At 70.2% G+C, this 16,946-nt stretch carries 13 protein-coding genes and 2 pseudogenes; 11 read left to right on the top strand and 4 right to left on the bottom strand.

Features of this window, described 5'->3' with window-relative positions; translation table 11 throughout:
- The first annotated feature begins 171 nt into the window (after positions 1-171).
- Positions 172-2,286 (top strand): MMPL family transporter, encoded by a 2,115-nt coding sequence (locus ACFWU3_RS33815; RefSeq protein WP_384445050.1) that lies wholly within the window; start codon positions 172-174, stop codon positions 2,284-2,286.
- A gap of 96 nt (positions 2,287-2,382) precedes the next feature.
- Here ACFWU3_RS33815 and ACFWU3_RS33810 read toward each other — a convergent pair whose 3' ends face one another.
- Complete coding sequence (locus ACFWU3_RS33810) at positions 2,383-2,949, bottom strand: hypothetical protein (protein ID WP_384445048.1); 567 nt, start codon at positions 2,947-2,949, stop codon at positions 2,383-2,385.
- A 394-nt stretch (positions 2,950-3,343) separates the two neighbouring features.
- Here ACFWU3_RS33810 and ACFWU3_RS33805 point away from each other — a divergent pair, with 394 nt between their 5' ends.
- Positions 3,344-3,529 carry a hypothetical protein gene (locus ACFWU3_RS33805; RefSeq protein WP_384445046.1) on the top strand — a complete coding sequence of 62 codons (186 nt, stop codon included), beginning with the start codon at positions 3,344-3,346 and terminating at the stop codon, positions 3,527-3,529.
- Positions 3,530-3,558: 29 nt separating this feature from the next.
- Here ACFWU3_RS33805 and ACFWU3_RS33800 read toward each other — a convergent pair whose 3' ends face one another.
- Positions 3,559-4,599, bottom strand: a complete 1,041-nt coding sequence (locus tag ACFWU3_RS33800) for a hypothetical protein (protein ID WP_384445044.1) — start codon at positions 4,597-4,599, stop codon at positions 3,559-3,561.
- A gap of 212 nt (positions 4,600-4,811) precedes the next feature.
- Between ACFWU3_RS33800 and ACFWU3_RS33795 the strand changes: the two genes are divergently transcribed.
- The 3 genes from ACFWU3_RS33795 (at position 4,812) to ACFWU3_RS33785 (ending at position 6,965) form a co-directional block, all read left to right on the top strand.
- Positions 4,812-5,267: a MarR family winged helix-turn-helix transcriptional regulator gene (locus ACFWU3_RS33795; protein WP_384445042.1), complete on the top strand. Its 456-nt coding sequence runs from the start codon at positions 4,812-4,814 to the stop codon at positions 5,265-5,267.
- A gap of 108 nt (positions 5,268-5,375) precedes the next feature.
- The gene (locus ACFWU3_RS33790) at positions 5,376-6,200 is read left to right on the top strand and encodes a DUF427 domain-containing protein (protein ID WP_384445040.1); all 825 of its coding nucleotides are present in this window, start codon (positions 5,376-5,378) and stop codon (positions 6,198-6,200) included.
- A 105-nt stretch (positions 6,201-6,305) separates the two neighbouring features.
- Positions 6,306-6,965 carry a class I SAM-dependent DNA methyltransferase gene (locus ACFWU3_RS33785; RefSeq protein WP_384445038.1) on the top strand — a complete coding sequence of 220 codons (660 nt, stop codon included), beginning with the start codon at positions 6,306-6,308 and terminating at the stop codon, positions 6,963-6,965.
- Between the two features lie 380 nt (positions 6,966-7,345).
- On the opposite strand, the gene ACFWU3_RS33780 is transcribed toward ACFWU3_RS33785, so the two are convergent.
- The gene (locus tag ACFWU3_RS33780) at positions 7,346-7,918 is read right to left on the bottom strand and encodes an antibiotic biosynthesis monooxygenase (protein ID WP_384445036.1); all 573 of its coding nucleotides are present in this window, start codon (positions 7,916-7,918) and stop codon (positions 7,346-7,348) included.
- 73 nt (positions 7,919-7,991) lie between these two features.
- Between ACFWU3_RS33780 and ACFWU3_RS33775 the strand changes: the two genes are divergently transcribed.
- The 5 genes and pseudogenes from ACFWU3_RS33775 (at position 7,992) to ACFWU3_RS33755 (ending at position 13,836) form a co-directional block, all read left to right on the top strand.
- Entirely contained in the window at positions 7,992-8,516 is a 525-nt protein-coding gene (locus ACFWU3_RS33775) for a (2Fe-2S)-binding protein (RefSeq protein ID WP_384445034.1), read from the top strand.
- Positions 8,517-8,526: 10 nt separating this feature from the next.
- On the top strand, positions 8,527-9,567 hold the full coding sequence (locus ACFWU3_RS33770; RefSeq protein ID WP_384445032.1) for an FAD binding domain-containing protein: 1,041 nt from the start codon (positions 8,527-8,529) through the stop codon (positions 9,565-9,567).
- A complete protein-coding gene (locus tag ACFWU3_RS33765) occupies positions 9,564-11,801 on the top strand; it encodes a xanthine dehydrogenase family protein molybdopterin-binding subunit (protein ID WP_384445030.1) in 2,238 nt (745 codons plus the stop codon). Before ACFWU3_RS33770 ends, ACFWU3_RS33765 begins: the two co-directional genes overlap by 4 nt.
- 18 nt (positions 11,802-11,819) lie before the next feature.
- A pseudogene (locus tag ACFWU3_RS33760) lies at positions 11,820-11,960 on the top strand (GMC oxidoreductase); the annotation flags it as partial.
- A 121-nt stretch (positions 11,961-12,081) separates the two neighbouring features.
- Positions 12,082-13,836 (top strand): SpoIIE family protein phosphatase, encoded by a 1,755-nt coding sequence (locus ACFWU3_RS33755; RefSeq protein WP_384445028.1) that lies wholly within the window; start codon positions 12,082-12,084, stop codon positions 13,834-13,836.
- Between the two features lie 125 nt (positions 13,837-13,961).
- On the opposite strand, the gene ACFWU3_RS33750 is transcribed toward ACFWU3_RS33755, so the two are convergent.
- Complete coding sequence (locus tag ACFWU3_RS33750; RefSeq protein ID WP_384445026.1) at positions 13,962-16,100, bottom strand: FG-GAP-like repeat-containing protein; 2,139 nt, start codon at positions 16,098-16,100, stop codon at positions 13,962-13,964.
- Positions 16,101-16,598: 498 nt separating this feature from the next.
- On the opposite strand from ACFWU3_RS33750, the pseudogene ACFWU3_RS33745 reads away from it, so the two are divergent.
- Positions 16,599-16,946: pseudogene (locus ACFWU3_RS33745) on the top strand (acyl-CoA desaturase); the annotation flags it as partial.

Here is a 16,946-nt window from a genome sequence, read left to right as displayed (position 1 = left end):
CAGTGACACGGCCGGGAGCGGCAACTCCCGGCCGTGCCCATGGAGAACTCGTCCCAGGCACATCCCACCCGGACACCGCGGCAGGTCGGCAAACCATCACGCCGCGGTGCGGGTCCTGTGCGCCCCGAGCCGGTCATCGACCGGCAGTACTCCACACCCAGGAGACTACTCATGAAAGCGCTGTTCAAGCGGGTGGCGACCGCTCCCGGCGGCCGACGCACCAAGTGGCTCGTCCTCGCCGCGTGGCTCATCCTCGCCGTCGCGCTGGGCCCGCTGGCCGGCAAACTCGGCGACGTCGAGGACACCGGGCCCAACGCCTTCCTGCCGCGCGGAGCCGAGTCCGCCCAGGTCAACACCGAGCTGAAGAAGTTCCGTGACGACGCGCTGATGCCGGCCGTCATCGTCTACACCGGCACGGACGAGGCGGCGATCACCGCGAAGGCGACGGCAGACCGCGGCGCCTTCACCCGCCTCGCCGCGTCGGGGGAGCAGGTGTCGCCGGTCGTCCGGTCGCAGGACGGCGACGCTCTGATGACCGTTGTCCCTCTCGACACCAAGGGTGAAGTCACTGATGCCGTCAAGGAGTTGCGGGACATCGCCGACTCCAACGCGCCACCCGGTGTGGACATCGAGGTCGGAGGGCCCGCCGGTTCGCTCGTCGACCAGGTCGCCGTCTTCAACTCGCTCGACTCCACCCTGATGATCGCCACCGGTCTCGTCGTCGCGGCCCTCCTGCTGATCACCTACCGCAGCCCGGTCCTGTGGCTCTTCCCCCTGATGTCCGTCGGTTTCGCCGCCGTGCTCACCCAGGTCTGCACGTACCTGCTCGCCAAGCACGCACAACTGCCCGTCGACCCGCAGAGCGCCGGCATCCTGATGGTCCTGGTATTCGGCGTCGGAACCGACTACGCCCTGCTGCTCATCGCCCGCTACCGCGAGGAACTCCACCGCCACGAGGACCGGCACCGGGCGATGACCATCGCGCTGCGCCGGTCCGGTCCGGCGATCCTCGCCTCCGCCGGCACCATCGCGGTCGGGCTCGCCTGCCTCTCGCTGGCCGACATCAACTCCTCGCGCTCCATGGGCCTGGTCGGAGCCGTGGGAGTGATCTGCGGATTCATCGCGATGATCACGGTTCTCCCGGCGCTGCTGGTGATCGCGGGCCGCTGGGTCTTCTGGCCGTTCGTCCCCCGGTTCGGCACGTCGGCCCGCAAGGCGACCACCGTCTGGTCCCGCATCGGGTCCGCCGTCGCCCGTCGCCCCCGCTGGTCCTGGATGATGTCGGTCGCCGTCACCGGCGTCCTCGCGCTCAGCGCCTTCGGCATCACCATGGGCCTCACCCAGTCCGAGATGTTCCAGGACAAGCCCGAGTCGGTCGTCGCCCAGGAACGGATCTCCGCGCACTACCCGTCGGGCGCCTCCGACCCGGCGACGATCGTCACTGTCTCCGCCGAGGCGCCCGAGGTGAAGGCCGCCGCCGCGGCGGTCGCGGGCGTCGCCCGCGTCGAGGACGGCGATCGCACCACCGACGGCGAACTGGCCACCCTGTCCGTGGTGTTGAAGGACACCCCGGACAGCCGGGCCGCCAAGAACACCATCGACGGGGTACGGAATGCCGTCCACCGGGTGCCCGGCGCGGATGCCCTGGTCGGTGGCACCACCGCCCAGACCCTGGACACCCAGCGGGCCGCCGACCGTGACCTGCGGACCGTCATCCCCGTGGTGCTCCTGGTCGTACTCCTCGTCCTGGTCTGGCTGTTGCGTGCCGTCGTCGCTCCGCTGCTGCTGCTCGCCACGGTGGTGCTGTCGTACTTCGCGGCGCTCGGCGCCTCCAACCTCGTCTTCGAGCACCTGCTCGGCTTCGCCGGCGTCGACTGGTCCATTCCCCTGATGGGCTTCGTGTTCCTCGTCGCCCTGGGCATCGACTACAACATCTTCCTGATGCACCGGGTGAGGGAGGAATCCCTCCGCCTCGGCCGCAGCCGCGGCGTGCTGGAAGGTCTGACGAGCACGGGCGGCGTCATCACCTCCGCCGGCGTCGTCCTCGCCGCGACGTTCGCGGTCTTCGCCGGACTGCCGCTGGTGACCATGGCGCAGATGGGAGTCATCGTCGGAATCGGGGTGCTGCTCGACACCTTCCTCGTCCGGACGGTGCTGGTGCCGGCACTGGCCCTCGATCTGGGCCGCTGGTTCTGGTGGCCGGGTCGCCTCTTCCGCGCCCCGGACCCGGCGCCCGGGGAGACCGGCACGAGTCAGGGGGCCGGACTGACACCGGAACACGTCTGAGCCCGAGGCGAGAGAGCCGGCTACCGGGCTGCGGCCCGGTAGCCGACTCCTCTTCGGGGCCGCCGATCGATGTCCGAGCCTCACGGCTGTCCCGTGTCAACGACGGATGTCCTCCACTTCCCCGAAGCCCTTCGCCCGGTCCCACCGGAGCTGGGTCAGCCACTCGACGGACCTTCTCGTGAAGGTGAGTTGCTGAGCGTTGTCCGACGCGGTGACCTTCTCCCAGCCGTCGAAGTTCTCCGTCACCCGGGTGTGCCAGCTCGACCCGCCCGTCTCACCCACCGCGGCGAGGGACTCGGTCGGAGGTTCACCATCGGCGCAGTAGGGACCCCAGTCGGCGACGACCGCCACCACGCCCTCGAACGCTGCCAGTGTCATGCTTCCGCACGGGTCCGCGGTGGTCCGGTGCACCAGGTGGGGCTTGCTCCAGGCTGTGGTCCCGGGTTCGACGTGCTGCTCCATGAGTCCGCGGCCGGGGCTGTAGTACATGCCGACGCGTCGGCCTCCGTCCATCACGACCTGCTGGTCGAAGGGAGCATGCGACGCCGAGGTGGGAGAGGCCGGGGGATCTTCCGCGCCCGACACGGGCTCGCCGCCGCAGCCGGCCACCGCCAGCAGCGCCGCCGCCGCACCCATGACACTCATCCGCCCGCGTGTCCGCATGTACGTCACCTGGCCTGCCCTGTCCGCGAGTTTCTGTGCGGATGGAGCTTGCCCGTCACCTCGCCGGCGACACCGGTGTACGCCCCCGGCCGAGTCGGGATCGGGTCCATGTGGATCGTTCCGCGGAACCGGCAGGACGGGTTCAGTCGTGTACAGGGCTGTGACGACAGGAGGGCGACCTGTCGGGCCGGCTGCGTGGCGGACTGCCGCTGCCGGAGCCCACGCGGTCGGAGTACACCACCGCGACCGCCAAGTGCTTCGTGCACTCGGGCGGCGAGCAGATCGGACGGTTCCTGGCCGAGGTCCCGCCGGCCGACCGGGTCGTCGACGCCGCGGCACAGCTCGCCGAACGACCGGCCGACAGGCGCTTCGCCGCTGCCCGGGCAAGGGGGCCGTGGATCCGGATCCGGACGATGACGGCGCGGAAGCCTGGCGGACCCGCAAGAGCGTTCTGCTCCATCTCGAGCTCCTTCGCCCGCGGGATGCCGACAAGCGCATCAAGCTCACCAAGGACCTCGCCGGCCGTGTCGCCGCTGTTGTCGGCTGCCCGGGGCCCCCTCCCGCGCGGGCATCCGGCTGAGCCGGATATGCCCGCGGGTCCGCCACGGATCAGGCGGCGGCCCTCCGTCGCTGGAGGAGCCGAGGGTGCAGGGCGAGCAGGATCGCGGCGACGGCAGCCCACAGGGTGAGTGTGAGCAGAGGGCCTGACATGTGTGCGCCGTGGAAGTAGCTCAGGTCGTTGATGGCACGGACGGCCGCCCCGGGCGGCAGGAGCGCGGAGATGATCCGGGCGGGGGCGGGGAGCAGGTCGGCACCGATGACGGCCCCACTGGTCGCGTTGCCGACGGTGAGCAGCAGGAGCGTGGTGACCGGGAGCCCGACAGGCCCGAGGGCGGTGCCGAGGAACTTGGTGGTGAAGGCCGCGGCAGCCGCCAGGAGGGTCAGCGTGAGAATCAGCGGCAGGATCGGGGCCGGAACGGCCCCCAGGACGGGCCCGGAGATGATCGCCGCGACGGTGCCGATGGCTGCGGAAGCGCCCGTCAGCATCCAGAAACGGTGACGCAGACGGAGGACGCTGACGAGGCCGAGTGCGTTCGAGCCGAGCACGAAACCGGCGAGCGTCACTCCGAAGGCCATGTAGAAGCCTGCCAGTCCCCGTGAGTCGAAATGCGCCAGGGGCACGACGTTCTCGGTGGTGACATGCGCGCCCGAGCCGTGGGCGTACGCATCGACCAGGGCGCTCACGGCCGCGGTCGTGGACGCACCGGCCGCTCCGGCGACCTCCAGGCGCAGCTCCTTCGGGCCGTCGGCGCTGAGGACGGCGACGACATCGTGGTGCACCAGGGCGCTCCGGGCCGCGTCGGCGTCCGTCGCGGGGTGGACCTCGACGGCGTCGCCGAGAGCCTGACGTATCTCGCCCGGCAGGTCGGCGCCGGTGACGGCGATGGGGACCTGGTGGGGCTGGGGATCGCGCTGGAGACCGACGTAGCACGCGATGAACGCCGCCACGACGATCAGTGCGATCACCGTCGGCTGGAGCCATGCCCTCACCGGCGGCCGACGGGTGCCCGTACGGAGCTCGGACGGTGTCTCGGCCACCGAGGGGCGCAGCTGATGACGCTCGGTCGCAGGTGCGGCGGGAACGGTCATGAAGGGCTCTCTCGTGAGGTTCGGGGTGGTGCGCCGAGGGCAGCGGGAAGCCGCACAGGGCTGATACGAGCATATGCTCGTATTCGGGAAATGGCAAAGGTGCGTCCGGGGGGCTTCTGTCGTGGGTCCGAGGTCTGCGGCCTTCGCGCCGTGACCTGCTGCATTTAGGTGCACATACTCTTATTATTCCCGGTGAAGTCTCGGAGGAGATCATGGCCACAACGCCCGCATCGACCGACCCCGCCACGTGCAACAACCTGGCCCTGCGCAAGGCGGCCCGGTACCTCGGTGCGACGTACGACAAGGCCCTCGCCCCGGTCGGTCTCCGCGCCACACAGTTCGGCATCCTCCAGAAGCTCAGCAATCAGGGCGAGACGACGATCACCCACCTCGCCGAGACGATCGCCATGGACCGCACGACACTGGCCACCAACCTCAAGCCGCTCGCACGGGAAGGGCTGGTGACCGTCGAGCACTCGGCATCCGACCGCCGGGCCCGCATCGTCACGCTCACCCCGGACGGCCTCGCCCGTCTCGAGGCAGCGCTACCGCTGTGGCGTGCCGTGCAAGAGCAGTTCGAGGACGCCTTCGGCGCCGACAGGGCCTCTCAGCTGCGCGCCCTGCTCGACGAGGTGCTCGACACCGGCTTCCAGCCCTGGGCCGAGTGATCCGGCGCTCGGTGACACGGGCTCGCCGCCCGCGGCGCCGGGCCCCGGGACGGGTCGTGGCGCCACACTGGATTCCAGGGGCAGGTGCCGGACCGAGGAGGCAGACCGATGACCACGACAAGCGACAGTTCGGATTCCGTGCCGGCCGTGCACCGTCGGTCCGAGGCGATCGACAGCGTGGTGTGGGAGCCGAGCGAGCGCTGGGTGCGGGCGACCAAGGGCGAGGTCACCGTCGTGGACAGCCGGCGACCGATTCTTGTGTGGGAGCCGAGCCGGCCCGTGCCTCTGTACGCCTTCCCTGCCGAGGACGTCCGGACGGATCTGCTGCACAGGACGGAACGGCCGGCCAACCCGCGCCGACATGCGGGAGCGACGGTCTTCTACGACCTCGTCATCGCCGACCGGTCCACCAAGGCGGCGGCCTGGACGTATCCCGGCGAGGAACTGGCCGGATACATCAGCTTCGAATGGTTCGGCCACGATGTTCTCGACCACTGGTACGAGGAGGACGAGGAGATCTTCGTGCACCCGCGCGACCCGCACAAGCGGGTGGACGCCCTGCCGAGCATCCGTCACGTCCGGGTCGAGATCGAGGGCACGACAGTCGCGGAGACGCACACGCCGGTTCTGCTGTTCGAGACCCATCTGCCGGTCCGCTACTACTTCCCGCGGGATGACGTCCGCCTCGACCTGCTCACCCCGACCGATGCGCAGACCCGTTGCCCGTACAAGGGTGTGGCGACGGAGTACTGGTCCTGGGAGGGCGACGGCGCCGTACTGCCGGACATCGCCTGGAGCTACCCGGACCCTCTGCGTCAAGTGGAGATCATCAAGGACCGAGTGGCCTTCTACAACGAGTCGGTGGACATCATCGTCGACGGAGAACGGCAGGAGCGCCCGGTCACGTTCTTCAGCAAGCGGTCGCGTTCCTGAATCCGCGTGTGGGGACGGTGCCGGCGTCGTCACTCCGGGCGCGGTGTGCGGGTGGGCTCGACGCCTGGACACCTCGACCGCACACACCCGCTACTGTCCTCGGCCATGACCGAGGGGACCTACCTGCACGCCACTCGCGTGGCCTACGACACCGTCGCCGCCGACTACGCCGAACTCGTGCCTCCCGCATTCGAGAGCGACCTGTACGGCCGCGCGATGATCAGCGCGTTCGCCGAGCTCGCACGGGGCGGCGGCGGGCCTGTCGCTGATCTCGGGTGCGGGCCCGGCCATGTGACGGACCATCTGCACTCGCTCGGGGTGGATGCGTTCGGTATCGACCTGTCACCGGAGACCGTTGCCGTCGCCCGTCGGATGCACCCGCACCTGACGTTCGACGAAGGGTCGATGACCGATCTGCATCTGACCGACGGTGCTCTGGGCGGCATCCTCTCCTGGTACTCGATCGTTCACACCCCTCCGGAACTGCTGCCGGTGGTGTTCGCCGAGTTCCATAGAGTCCTGGCCCCGGGCGGCCACCTGCTGGTCGGCTTCAAGTCCGGTGACAGGCACCGGCACTTGGAGAACGCGTACGGTCACGAGCTCTCGCTCGATGTGTACTGGGTGTCTCCCGACCGCATCGAAGAGCTGCTGACCCGGGCCGGGTTCGAGGTGGACGCCCGGATGATCCGGGAGCCGACCGAGGAGGAGAAGCCCCGGCAGGGGCGGCAGGCATACCTGCTGGCGCGGAAGCCCGCCCTTCGCTGAGGTGAAGCAGGTGTGGCATCAGTCGCCGGGGTGTCCGTACGCACGAAGAGGCAGAACGGGTGGTGGCCCATCGGGCAGAGCGGCACCGGGGCGTCCTCCCGGGGCTGGACGTCCGCGAGGGTGGCGCCCAGGGCGCGGGCGACGGTCTGGGGCACATCCACCTCGATGTCGAGGTGGATCATCTGCTGCCGGTGCGGAACGCCGCCAACTCCTGCGCGTCGGGGGCGTCGAGCACGGTCGCGCCGCGTCGGAAGCGCGGTCGTGTCCCCGTGGCGTCACGTTGTCGGCGACCGCACCCAGAAGATCAAGCCGACCTGTCGGCTCCGCGGCGGCGTACCGGCCGGTAATGCCGTCGGCAGCGGTCCTGGTGACTGCCTCCGTCACTCCTGCGGAAAGTCCGGGTACAGCCACCGCCGCAGCGTCCGGCTCATGAACGGCATGACCGCGTAGGTCAGGAGCGGGGCCAGGATCACCGGGAAGACGAGGGTGCGGGCCAGGAGCGGCCAGGCGTGGAAGTACTCGGCGAACACTCCGTCGTAGAGCAGCGCGAAGGGGTAGACCGCCACGATCGTGACGATCGACATCTTCCAGCGCGCCGGGGGGCGGGACGGGCCGTTGGGGACGTTGAACCATGTCTCCAGGCCCGTGGTGGTCAGCTTCGGATGGGCCGAGCGGGCGAATGGTTTGACGCGCTCCTGCCAGGCGGCCCGCTGAGGTGAGGTCATCCAGCGGTCCAGGGTCTCGGTGTCCGCGAACCGGACGACCGCGTGGTAGCGGTGGCTGTCGCCCTCGGGCCGCAGCCAGGTCACCCCGCGGTGGCCGGTGAACGAGGCCGCCTCCGTCTCGATCTCGTGGGCCCACTCCTCGAATTGCTCTTCCCTGCCGGGCACCACCTCCCAGGTGTAGACGACCGTCACCGCTTCTCGGGCTGCTTCTCGCACACTCTGGCTCATACCGCAAATCTTACGGTTGCGTCGGGTTTGTATGTGTATGAGCATGGAGGGGTGCTTTCTCTGGAGGTGTGCTATGTCCGCACGCGGCCCGGCCCTCACAGAACGAGGGGCAGCACTCGAGGAACGAGGTCCCGGTCCGGTCCGGGTCACCTTGTCGATCAACGGCACCGAGCACACTCTCGACATCGAGCCCCGCGTCAGTCTGTTGGACGCCCTTCGTGAACGTCTGGACCTGACGGGCGCCAAGAAGGGGTGCGACCAGGGCACTTGTGGCGCGTGCACGCTGTGGGTCGACGGAAAACGGGTGCTCGCCTGCCTCACCCTCGCCATGACCTGCGAGGGCCGTGAGGTGACCACCGTCGAGGGCCTGGCCGACGAGGGCGAACTGCACGAGATGCAGCGGGCTTTCATCGCCGAGGACGCGTTCCAGTGCGGCTACTGCACCCCCGGCCAGATCATGTCCGCCGTGGCCCTGATACACGAGGGCCACGCCGGGGACGACGCCGAGATCAAGGAATGGATGAGCGGCAACATCTGCCGCTGCGCCGCATATCCCCATATCCGGGCAGCGATCCGCGCCGTCCGCGACCAACCGTAGGGAGCCCGACGTGCGGCCGATCACGTACCTCCGCGCAACCGACACGGCGACCGCTGTCGCCGCCGTGAGCAGCGATCCGACCAGCGACTTCCTCGCCGGCGGCACCACAGAGGTCGATCTGCTCCGCCAGAACGTGCTGAATCCCCGCCGGCTCGTCGACATCAACGAGCTTCCGCTGACCGGCATCGAGGGAACTCCGGAAGGCGGCCTGCGGATCGGTTCGCTGGCCCGGATGAGTGAGGTCGCCGCGGCTCCCGTCGTCCGTGAGCGCTTCCCGCTGATCGCCCAGGCCCTGGAGCTCGGTGCGTCGGCGCAGCTTCGCAACATGGCGTCCATGGGAGGCAACCTCCTCCAGCGCGTGCGGTGTTCGTACTTCCGCGACGCGCACTCCGCCTGCAACAAGCGCGAGCCCGGTTCCGGCTGCTCGGCCATCGACGGCTTCAGCCGCGGTCATGCGGTGCTCGGCACCAGCGAGCACTGCATCGCCACCCACCCCTCGGACGTGGCCGTGGCCCTCATGGCGCTGGACACGCGCGTGCACACGATGGGGCCGGGCGGCGAACGCGCCTATCCCATCGACGACTTCTTCCTCCTCCCCGGCGACTCTCCGCACCGCGAGCACCCTCTGGAGCACGGCGAGCTGATCACGGAGATCGAGGTGCCCCCGACCCCCCTCGCCCGGCGCTCCCTCTATCTGAAGGTCCGGGACCGCGAGTCGTACGAGTTCGCGCTCGTCTCGGTCGCGGCCGCCATGTCCGTCGCCGACGGCAGGGTCGTGGACGTACGGATGGCTCTGGGCGGTGTGGCCACCAAGCCCTGGCGGGCCGCGCGGGCCGAGGACTTCCTGATCGGGGCGACCATCATGGGGGACAACTTCGCCATGGCCGCCCGCGTGGAGATGGCGGCCGCCCGGCCGACCCCCTTGAACGCCTTCAAGGTCGAACTCGCGCAGCGCGCGATCGTCCGCGCCCTCGACATGCTCAGCAACGGAACGGGACCCGGAACGGGAACCGGGTCCGCGTCCGGAAGCGAGAGCGGGAGCCCGTCATGACCACGACCACCCCCTCTGCCATCGGACAGCCGCTCGACCGCGTGGACGGTCGCCCCAAGGTCACCGGAGGCGCCCGCTACTCCGCCGAGATCCCCATGCCGGACATGGCGTACGCGTATGTGGTGGGCTCCCGTGTCGCCGCCGGACGGGTCACCGGCATCGACGCGGGTGCCGCACAGGCCGAGGAGGGCGTACTCGCCGTCCTCACCCACCAGAACCTCCCGAGGATCGCCGAACAGCCGCCGCTCGTCCCCTCACTCGGCGGCACGGCGGCACCCGCACAGACCTTCTTCCCGATGCAGGACGACACCGTCCACTACGCGGGCCAGCAGATCGCGATCGTCATCGCCGACACCTGGGAACGCGCCCAGTACGCCGCGCAGCTGCTGGACGTCTCCTACGAGGAGACCACCCCGGTGACCACCCTCGACCAGGGCCGGGACCAGGCGTACGAGCCCGAGAGGATCTTCGGCGGCTGGGTGCCGGGCCGCCTCGAGCGCGGCGACGCGGAAGCCGGGCTGGCCGACGCCGACATCCGGGTGGAGGGCACGTTCACTTACGCCGCGAACAATCACAACCCCATCGAACCCTCCTGCACCACGGCCGAGTGGGAAGGCGACGAGCTGCTTCTGTACGACGCCACCCAGGGGGTCAACGCCACCCAGATGACCGTCTCCCGACTGCTCGGCATCCCGATGTCGAAGATCCGTGTCATCGGCCACTACGTCGGCGGCAGTTTCGGCAGCAAGGCGATGATCCATGCCCACTCGGCGCTCGCCGCCATGGCTGCCCGCGAGGTCGGCAGGCCGGTCAAGCTCGCCCTCACCCGCGAGCAGATGTTCACCTCTGTGGGACACCGGGAGGAGCAGGAGCAGCATCTGGCGATCGGTGCGACGAGCGAAGGCCGGCTGACCGCCATCCGGCATCACAAACTGTCCCCGACCTCCCACTTCGACGACTGGGCGGAACCCTCGATCGGCATCTCCTCGCAGCTCTACGCCTGCCCGAACTACGAGGGCGTCTACCGGTTGTTCCGGGCCAACACCATGACCCCCACGTTCATGCGGGCGCCGGGTGAGGCGAGCGGCATGTTCGCCCTCGAATGCTCGATGGACGAGCTCGCCCACGAACTCGGCCTGGATCCCATCGAGTTGCGGCTGCGCAACCACTCCGACGTCGACGCGATGTCGGGCCTTCCCTGGTCCAGCAGCGGTCTGCGGGAGTGCTACGACCGCGGAGCACAGCGCTTCGGCTGGCAGGGGCGCGATCCCCGGCCGGGCGCACGCCGTGAGGGCAACTGGCTGATCGGTACCGGCATGGCCACCGCCGCCTACCCGGTGCCCCCGCTCCCCAACGCCCAGCGCGCCCGCGCGCGTCTGTACGCCGACGGGACAGCGGTCGTCCAGGCAGCAACCCCCGACTTCGGCACCGGCGTCGCCACGGTCATGGCCCAGGTCGCGGCGGACGGTCTCGGCATGAGTGTGGGCCGCTGCCGTTTCGAGGACGGTGACACCGATCTGCCCAACATCAACGCGGCAGTTGGCTCCGCGGGCGCCGGAATGATCAGCGCGGCCGTGCACAGTGCGGCCACGGCGCTGCGCCAGCAGCTCATCAAACGGGCCGTCGCCGATTCCGGTTCGCCGCTGTACGGCACGGACCCGGTCGATGTGGTGGTGCAGGACGGCGTCATGACGGCCGGTACGTCCTCGGACCCGTACACCGATCTGATGCAGCGCAACTTCATGTCGGACGCGGAGGCTTCGGGCCAGTGGAGCCCGCCGCCCCCCGATGTCCCCTACGGAATGATGACCTTCGGCGCCCAGTTCGCCGAGGTCGGGGTGGACGCGGATCTGGGCCTGGTCCGGGTGCGCCGTATGACCGGAGCCTTCGCACCCGGCCGGGTGCTCAATGCCAAGACGGCTCACAGTCAGTTGATGGGCGGCATGCTGTGGGGCCTCGGGCAGGCGCTCCTGGAAGCCAACCACATGTCGCCGGACACCGGCCGCTGGGTCAACTCGAACCTCGGTGAGTACCTCGTGCCCGTCAACGCGGACGCGCCGGACGTCGACATCGAGCTCATCGAGATCGAGGACGGCATCGTGAACCCGCTGGGCGTGAAGGGAGTCGGCGAGATCGGCCAGGTCGGCGCGGCGGCGGCGATCGCCAACGCCGTCCACCACGCCACGGGACGCCGGATCCGCAAGCTGCCGATCACCATCGAGGACCTGCTCTGAGCCGCGTGTGAACAAGCAATCGGTGACGGCGTCCTCGGCGTCCTCGGCGTCCTCGGCGTCGTCGACGGCGATCCGCGCGTCCACGGCATCACCGGACTCCGCGTCGCCGACGCCTCGGTCCTGCCGGCCATCCCGTCGTCCGACACCGTCGCCACGGTCCGCGCCGTCGCCGAACGGGTGGCGGACATGATCCGGCCCTGGGTTCGTACGCGCCGCACACGGCACCGCGACAGCGATCGCCCGGACCACGACAGAGCACGTCCGAAGGGCCAGAACGCTCATGGAAACACCGGACCCGACGCTCGGAACGACCACCCTGACCGCCCTGCTCGAGCACACGGAGGACGTCGCGGGAGCGGCGCTGGCATCCCTCCTGACCCGCTCCGCGGCCGGGTTCGCCGTCTGGGACACCGACCTGCGGTGCGTCTGGGTGAACGACACTCTGGGGCAGTACGACGGAATCGCCCGGGAGTCCCGGCTGGGGCGCGGGCCCCGGGAGGCGCTGCCCGGCGACGCCGAAGAGCTCGAGACGGCGATGCGGCAGGTGCTGGCCACCGGCGCCGGTCTGACCGGACGCGAGTACCGGGTGCCTGCCGCGGCGGGCACGGTGCGTGACAGCGCCTACTCCGCGTCCTTCGTCCGCCTGGACGACGCCGACGGCCGCCCCCTGGGCGTGTGCCTGGTGGTCCTGGCCGTCCGCGACAGACGGTGGGCCGGGGACCGCCTGGCCGTTGTCAGCGAGGCGGGCGCCCGCATCGGCACCACGCTGGACGTCATGCGTACGGCGCAGGAACTGGCCGACTTCACGGTTCCTCTCGTCGCCGACTACGTCACCGTCGACCTGACCGAGGCTGTGCAGCTGGGCGAGGAGCCGCTGGAGCGCCTGGAGCCGTCGCAGGGGCGCATCCCCACCTTCCGGCGCGCCGGAATGGCGTCCATCCACACCGGCGCCCCCGAGTCCCTGTGGACCCGCGGCGAAGTGGTCTACGTCCCCGAGGCGTCGCCCTTCATGCAGGTGCTGTCGACGGGAGGCCCGGTGCTGGAGCCGACCCTCGACACCTCGGCGGACTCCTGGCTGGCCAACGACCCGGCGCGGGCCGAGAAGATCCGCGCGTTCGGCATGCACTCCCTGATGGTCCTCCCGATCCGGGCACGCGGTGTCCTGCTGGGTGTGGCGGTGTTCGTGCGGACGGACAACCCGATGCCGTTCGACGAAAGCGATCACCAGCTCGCCGAGGAGCTCGTGTCCCGGGCCGCCCTGAGTCTGGACAACGCCCGCCGCTACACCCGTGAACGGGCCACCGCCCTCGCCCTCCAGCGCAGCCTGCTGCCGAGCTCCGTGAGCGGCGGAACCGCCATGGAGGTGGCGGCCCGCTATCTGCCGGCGGACGCGGCGGACGGCGTCCGGGGAGTCGGCGGTGACTGGTTCGACGTCGTCGCGCTGCCCGGTGGCCGGGTGGGCCTGGTCGTCGGCGACGTGGTCGGCCACGGCATCGACGCCGCCGCCACCATGGGCCGGCTGCGCACGGCCATCCGCACGCTCGCCGATCTGGATCTGCCCCCGGGGGAACTGCTGACCAGACTGGATCGGACGTTCATCAAACTCATGGAGGACGAACCGGATTCCGACATGCCCCTGCCGTCGATGGGCGCCACCTGTGTGTACGCGGTCTACGACCCCGCCACACGGCGCTGCACGGTGGCGCTGGCCGGGCATCCGCCCCCTGCCGTCGTCGACCCCGAGGGCGGAGTCACCTTCGCCGAGCTGCCGACCGGAACGCCCCTCGGCCTCGGGATGCTGCGTTACGAGGCAGCGGAGTTGGACATGCCCGAGGGAAGCCTCATCGCCCTCTACAGCGACGGACTCGTGGAGGACCGCCGCCAGGACATCGACGTCGGCATGGAACGGGTGAGCAACGCGCTCACCCGGACCGGCCTGTCCGTGGACGACCTCTGTTCGGTGGTGATCGACACACTGCCGACCGGGACCACGTCCGACGACGTCACCCTGCTGCTGGCCCGCGCCCTGCCCTGATCCCTCCGTGGTGCCTGCGATCGCAGAGACGGGACCACAGCGGTACCCCCACGAGATGTCACGGCGCCCGTCCCGGCCGAGGCCGGGACGGGCGCCGTGAGCCGCCTGTGGCTCGGCGTGTTCTCTCAGTACAGCCGTGCGTAGGCGCCCCAGCCCGTACCGATCGTCACCGTCGACCCGAAACCGCCCGCCGCGTTGCCCTTGTTCCGCAGCAGACTGCCGTCCCCGTGGCGTGACAACAGGTCCGGGTAACCGTCCCGGGTCACGTCACCGACCACCATCATCTCCCGGCGTCCCGCTCCCCAGTCCTGGAGCAGCAGCTTGCGGGGGAGGAACTTCCCCTCCCCGAGGCCGTCGTAGCGCCAGACCTCGCCGCCGCTGTCCCGGGCCACCAGGTCGCCGATACCGTCACCGGTCAGATCGGCCGCGCCCATGATGGTGTAGCCGTTCCAGCCGGGTCCGATCAGGATCGGCTTGCCGTATCCGGTCACTCCCGCGTTCCCCGGATACAGATAGAGACGACCGGTCGACGCCTGACGGGCGATCAGGTCAGGTGTGCGGAAAGGGTCGTTGTCGGCAGCCGGGACGATCGCGTCGAATCCGCCCCAGCCCGCGCCCACCAGGGTGCGCGGAGTGTCGGGGGTGACCCGGGCCCCGCAGCCCGGGGCGTACCGCCAGAGGTTGCCGTCCGGGGTACGGGCCACCACGTCACCGCAGCCGTCATTGGTCAGGTCACCCGCGGACACGAAGCGGGTGGTCGTGTCCCAGCCGGTGGAAGTCCAGGCGCCGCTGTCCCGGGAGAGATGGTGGAGGGCCAGCTTGCCGGCGGTGGTCATCGAGAACATCTCGCCGTAGCCATCGGAGTCGGTGTCCCGGAACGCACTGCGTCCGCCGGCCTCCCGGGTGTGCTCCAGCCCGCCACTCGTCAGCACCTGTGTCCCCGTGCCGTCGCCCGAGTCGACGCCGAGCGTCCAGGTGTACGCGCCGCTGGGCACCGGCCGGTTGTCGAAGTCCTTTCCGTCCCAGCCGGCCTGCACCGAAGCGCCCTCCCGGTCCCGGCCACGGATCTCCCGCACCACGTTGCCGTACGGATCCTTGATGGTGACCGTCCACGACGCCGCCGGACGGCTGAGCCGCCAGTCGCGCTGCCAGGCGCCGAACCCGGGCTCGGGGGCCAGATCGGTGACCGTGACCGCCTGGCGCGGCACCGTCACCGGCCTGACACGGATCCGTCCCTCGGTGTCGGTGAAGGCCACATGGCCGCCGAACCGGTCGACATCCCAGGCTCCGGAGGGTACGTCGGAGGCCAACGTCTGCTCCACGTAAGGGAATCCGCCCCCCTTGTGGAAGTCGACCAGCTCAAGCCGGCGCTGCGACGGCTCGTACCAGACCAGATAGCCGTCACCCAGCCGGACGCCGTCCTGCGAAGGCACCGGGACGTTCTTCCGGGTCCCGAAGTCCCACACCCCGGCCTTGTCGACTCCCGGGCAACGCCAGTACAGCCACCGCCCCACCACCTGGAGTTCGTCCGCGGTGCAGCCCGTCCCCAGGTCGATGTCGCCGGACTTCGCACCGGTCCTGAGTTCGTACGACTGGACGGCGCCGGGCTGTTCACCCCGGGTCCACACCGTGGTGGACCACACGGATGCCGGACGGCCGTCGGCGATGTGCTGCGCGCCGGCATCGCCGTCGAAGTCTCCCACCCGGGTGTCGAAGCCGTCGAAGACGGCGACGTACCGGCCGGCCGCCGAGGTCAACCGGTCCTGTCGCCACTCCTGTTGGAGGGTCACCTGCTTCGGCGGCCGTGTTCCGCCGACCGAGCGCTGGGTGCCCCGCGGATCCTGATAGCCGATCCGGCCGTCCCCGAGTCCCCACAGTCTCGAGTCGAGCTCCGAGCAGAAGGCGCCGGGGTCGTCCGGACACGGATAGTCGGTCCAGAAGTTGTCGACGGCGAGGCGCCGGGGCCCGGCGGTGGGCGAACCGGTGACGGCGAGGTCGTACTCGTAGAGGCCGCGCTTGGTCGCGTCGTCCACGCGGCCGGTGACATGCAGCCGCCCACCGGCGAGTGCCAGTGCTTCGGGAGGGACGACGCGGCCGTCGCGTACGCCCAGCGTGATGACCACGTCCTCGGCCGTCCCGGAGGCGGCCGCCCCGGCGGGGTCCGGCCCGGCGACCGCCGGGCCGGCCGACACCAGGGAGGCGCCCACGACCAGTGCGCAGGCAATGACCACAGCGGTACGGGTTCTGTGTCCGGAGCTCTTCATCCCGATCCCCCATCGAGCGGTTCCGTCGTGTTGGTGCGTACGACACCGGGGACCGCAGATGGGTTGTACGCACCCCGGTCCGAATCGGAGGGACCGGCGTGCCGGGCCCGGCCGCACGGCGGCTGTGCGGCCCGGCAGCCTTCGGCCCCGGAGTCCCGGAGCCCCCGTTTCCGGCGCCTGGTGAGATGCCGGCTCGCGTTCCGGGCACGTGTGGTGGCCGCCGTTCGTTGGAACGGGCAAGACGGTCGCTGCGACCCGTGTGCCCTGGGAAGGGCTGTGCTGTCCGGGGAGTGTGCGTCGACCGACCCGCGCGCACGCTGTGCGCGCCGAGACCCTCTGAATGTCGGCCTGATCTGTGCCGTGGACGGTGCCCTTCGACAGGGCCCCTTTCCCGGCAGTGACGGCCGATTCGTACGGGGCGATTGGATCAAGGTCACTCCTGACCACTGCGGACGTCAGTGCCGGCCGCATCCGACACCCGTGAGGGAGCTCGTTTTCATGGATTCGCAGACCGTTCACCCTGCCCCGCCCGATATCCGTCAGGGGGCGGGGAGCGATTTCGCCCGGCTGTCCCGGAAGATCGCCGACGCAGGTCTGATGGGCCGCCGCCCGGGCTACTACGCGGCCCGGATCGCCTCGGTGGCCGCGCTGTACGTCGGCGGCTGGGTCGCGTTCGTTCTCGTCGGCGACAGCTGGTGGACACTCGCTGTGGCGGCGTTCCTGGCCGTCGTCTTCGGCCAGGTGGCGCTCCTCGCGCACGACGTGGCGCACCGGCAGGTGTTCCGGCTCCGCAAGGCCAGCGAACGCACCGGCCGCATCGCCGGCAACGCCGGTATCGGCATGGGC

The sequence above is a fragment of the Streptomyces sp. NPDC058685 genome (genome assembly GCF_042714725.1).
Classification (GTDB): domain Bacteria; phylum Actinomycetota; class Actinomycetes; order Streptomycetales; family Streptomycetaceae; genus Streptomyces.
The sequence above is the reverse complement of the archived record's forward strand: the minus strand, read 5'-3'. Positions and strand labels throughout refer to the sequence as shown.

Coding starts and splice junctions, on each gene's coding strand:
- ACFWU3_RS33815 (WP_384445050.1), top strand. CDS start 172: ATGAAAGCGCTGTTCAAGCGGGTGGCGACCGCTCCCGGCGGCCGACGC.
- ACFWU3_RS33810 (WP_384445048.1), bottom strand. CDS start 2,949: ATGCGGACACGCGGGCGGATGAGTGTCATGGGTGCGGCGGCGGCGCTG.
- ACFWU3_RS33800 (WP_384445044.1), bottom strand. CDS start 4,599: ATGACCGTTCCCGCCGCACCTGCGACCGAGCGTCATCAGCTGCGCCCC.
- ACFWU3_RS33795 (WP_384445042.1), top strand. CDS start 4,812: ATGGCCACAACGCCCGCATCGACCGACCCCGCCACGTGCAACAACCTG.
- ACFWU3_RS33790 (WP_384445040.1), top strand. CDS start 5,376: ATGACCACGACAAGCGACAGTTCGGATTCCGTGCCGGCCGTGCACCGT.
- ACFWU3_RS33785 (WP_384445038.1), top strand. CDS start 6,306: ATGACCGAGGGGACCTACCTGCACGCCACTCGCGTGGCCTACGACACC.
- ACFWU3_RS33780 (WP_384445036.1), bottom strand. CDS start 7,918: ATGAGCCAGAGTGTGCGAGAAGCAGCCCGAGAAGCGGTGACGGTCGTC.
- ACFWU3_RS33775 (WP_384445034.1), top strand. CDS start 7,992: ATGTCCGCACGCGGCCCGGCCCTCACAGAACGAGGGGCAGCACTCGAG.
- ACFWU3_RS33765 (WP_384445030.1), top strand. CDS start 9,564: ATGACCACGACCACCCCCTCTGCCATCGGACAGCCGCTCGACCGCGTG.
- ACFWU3_RS33755 (WP_384445028.1), top strand. CDS start 12,082: ATGGAAACACCGGACCCGACGCTCGGAACGACCACCCTGACCGCCCTG.
- ACFWU3_RS33750 (WP_384445026.1), bottom strand. CDS start 16,100: ATGAAGAGCTCCGGACACAGAACCCGTACCGCTGTGGTCATTGCCTGC.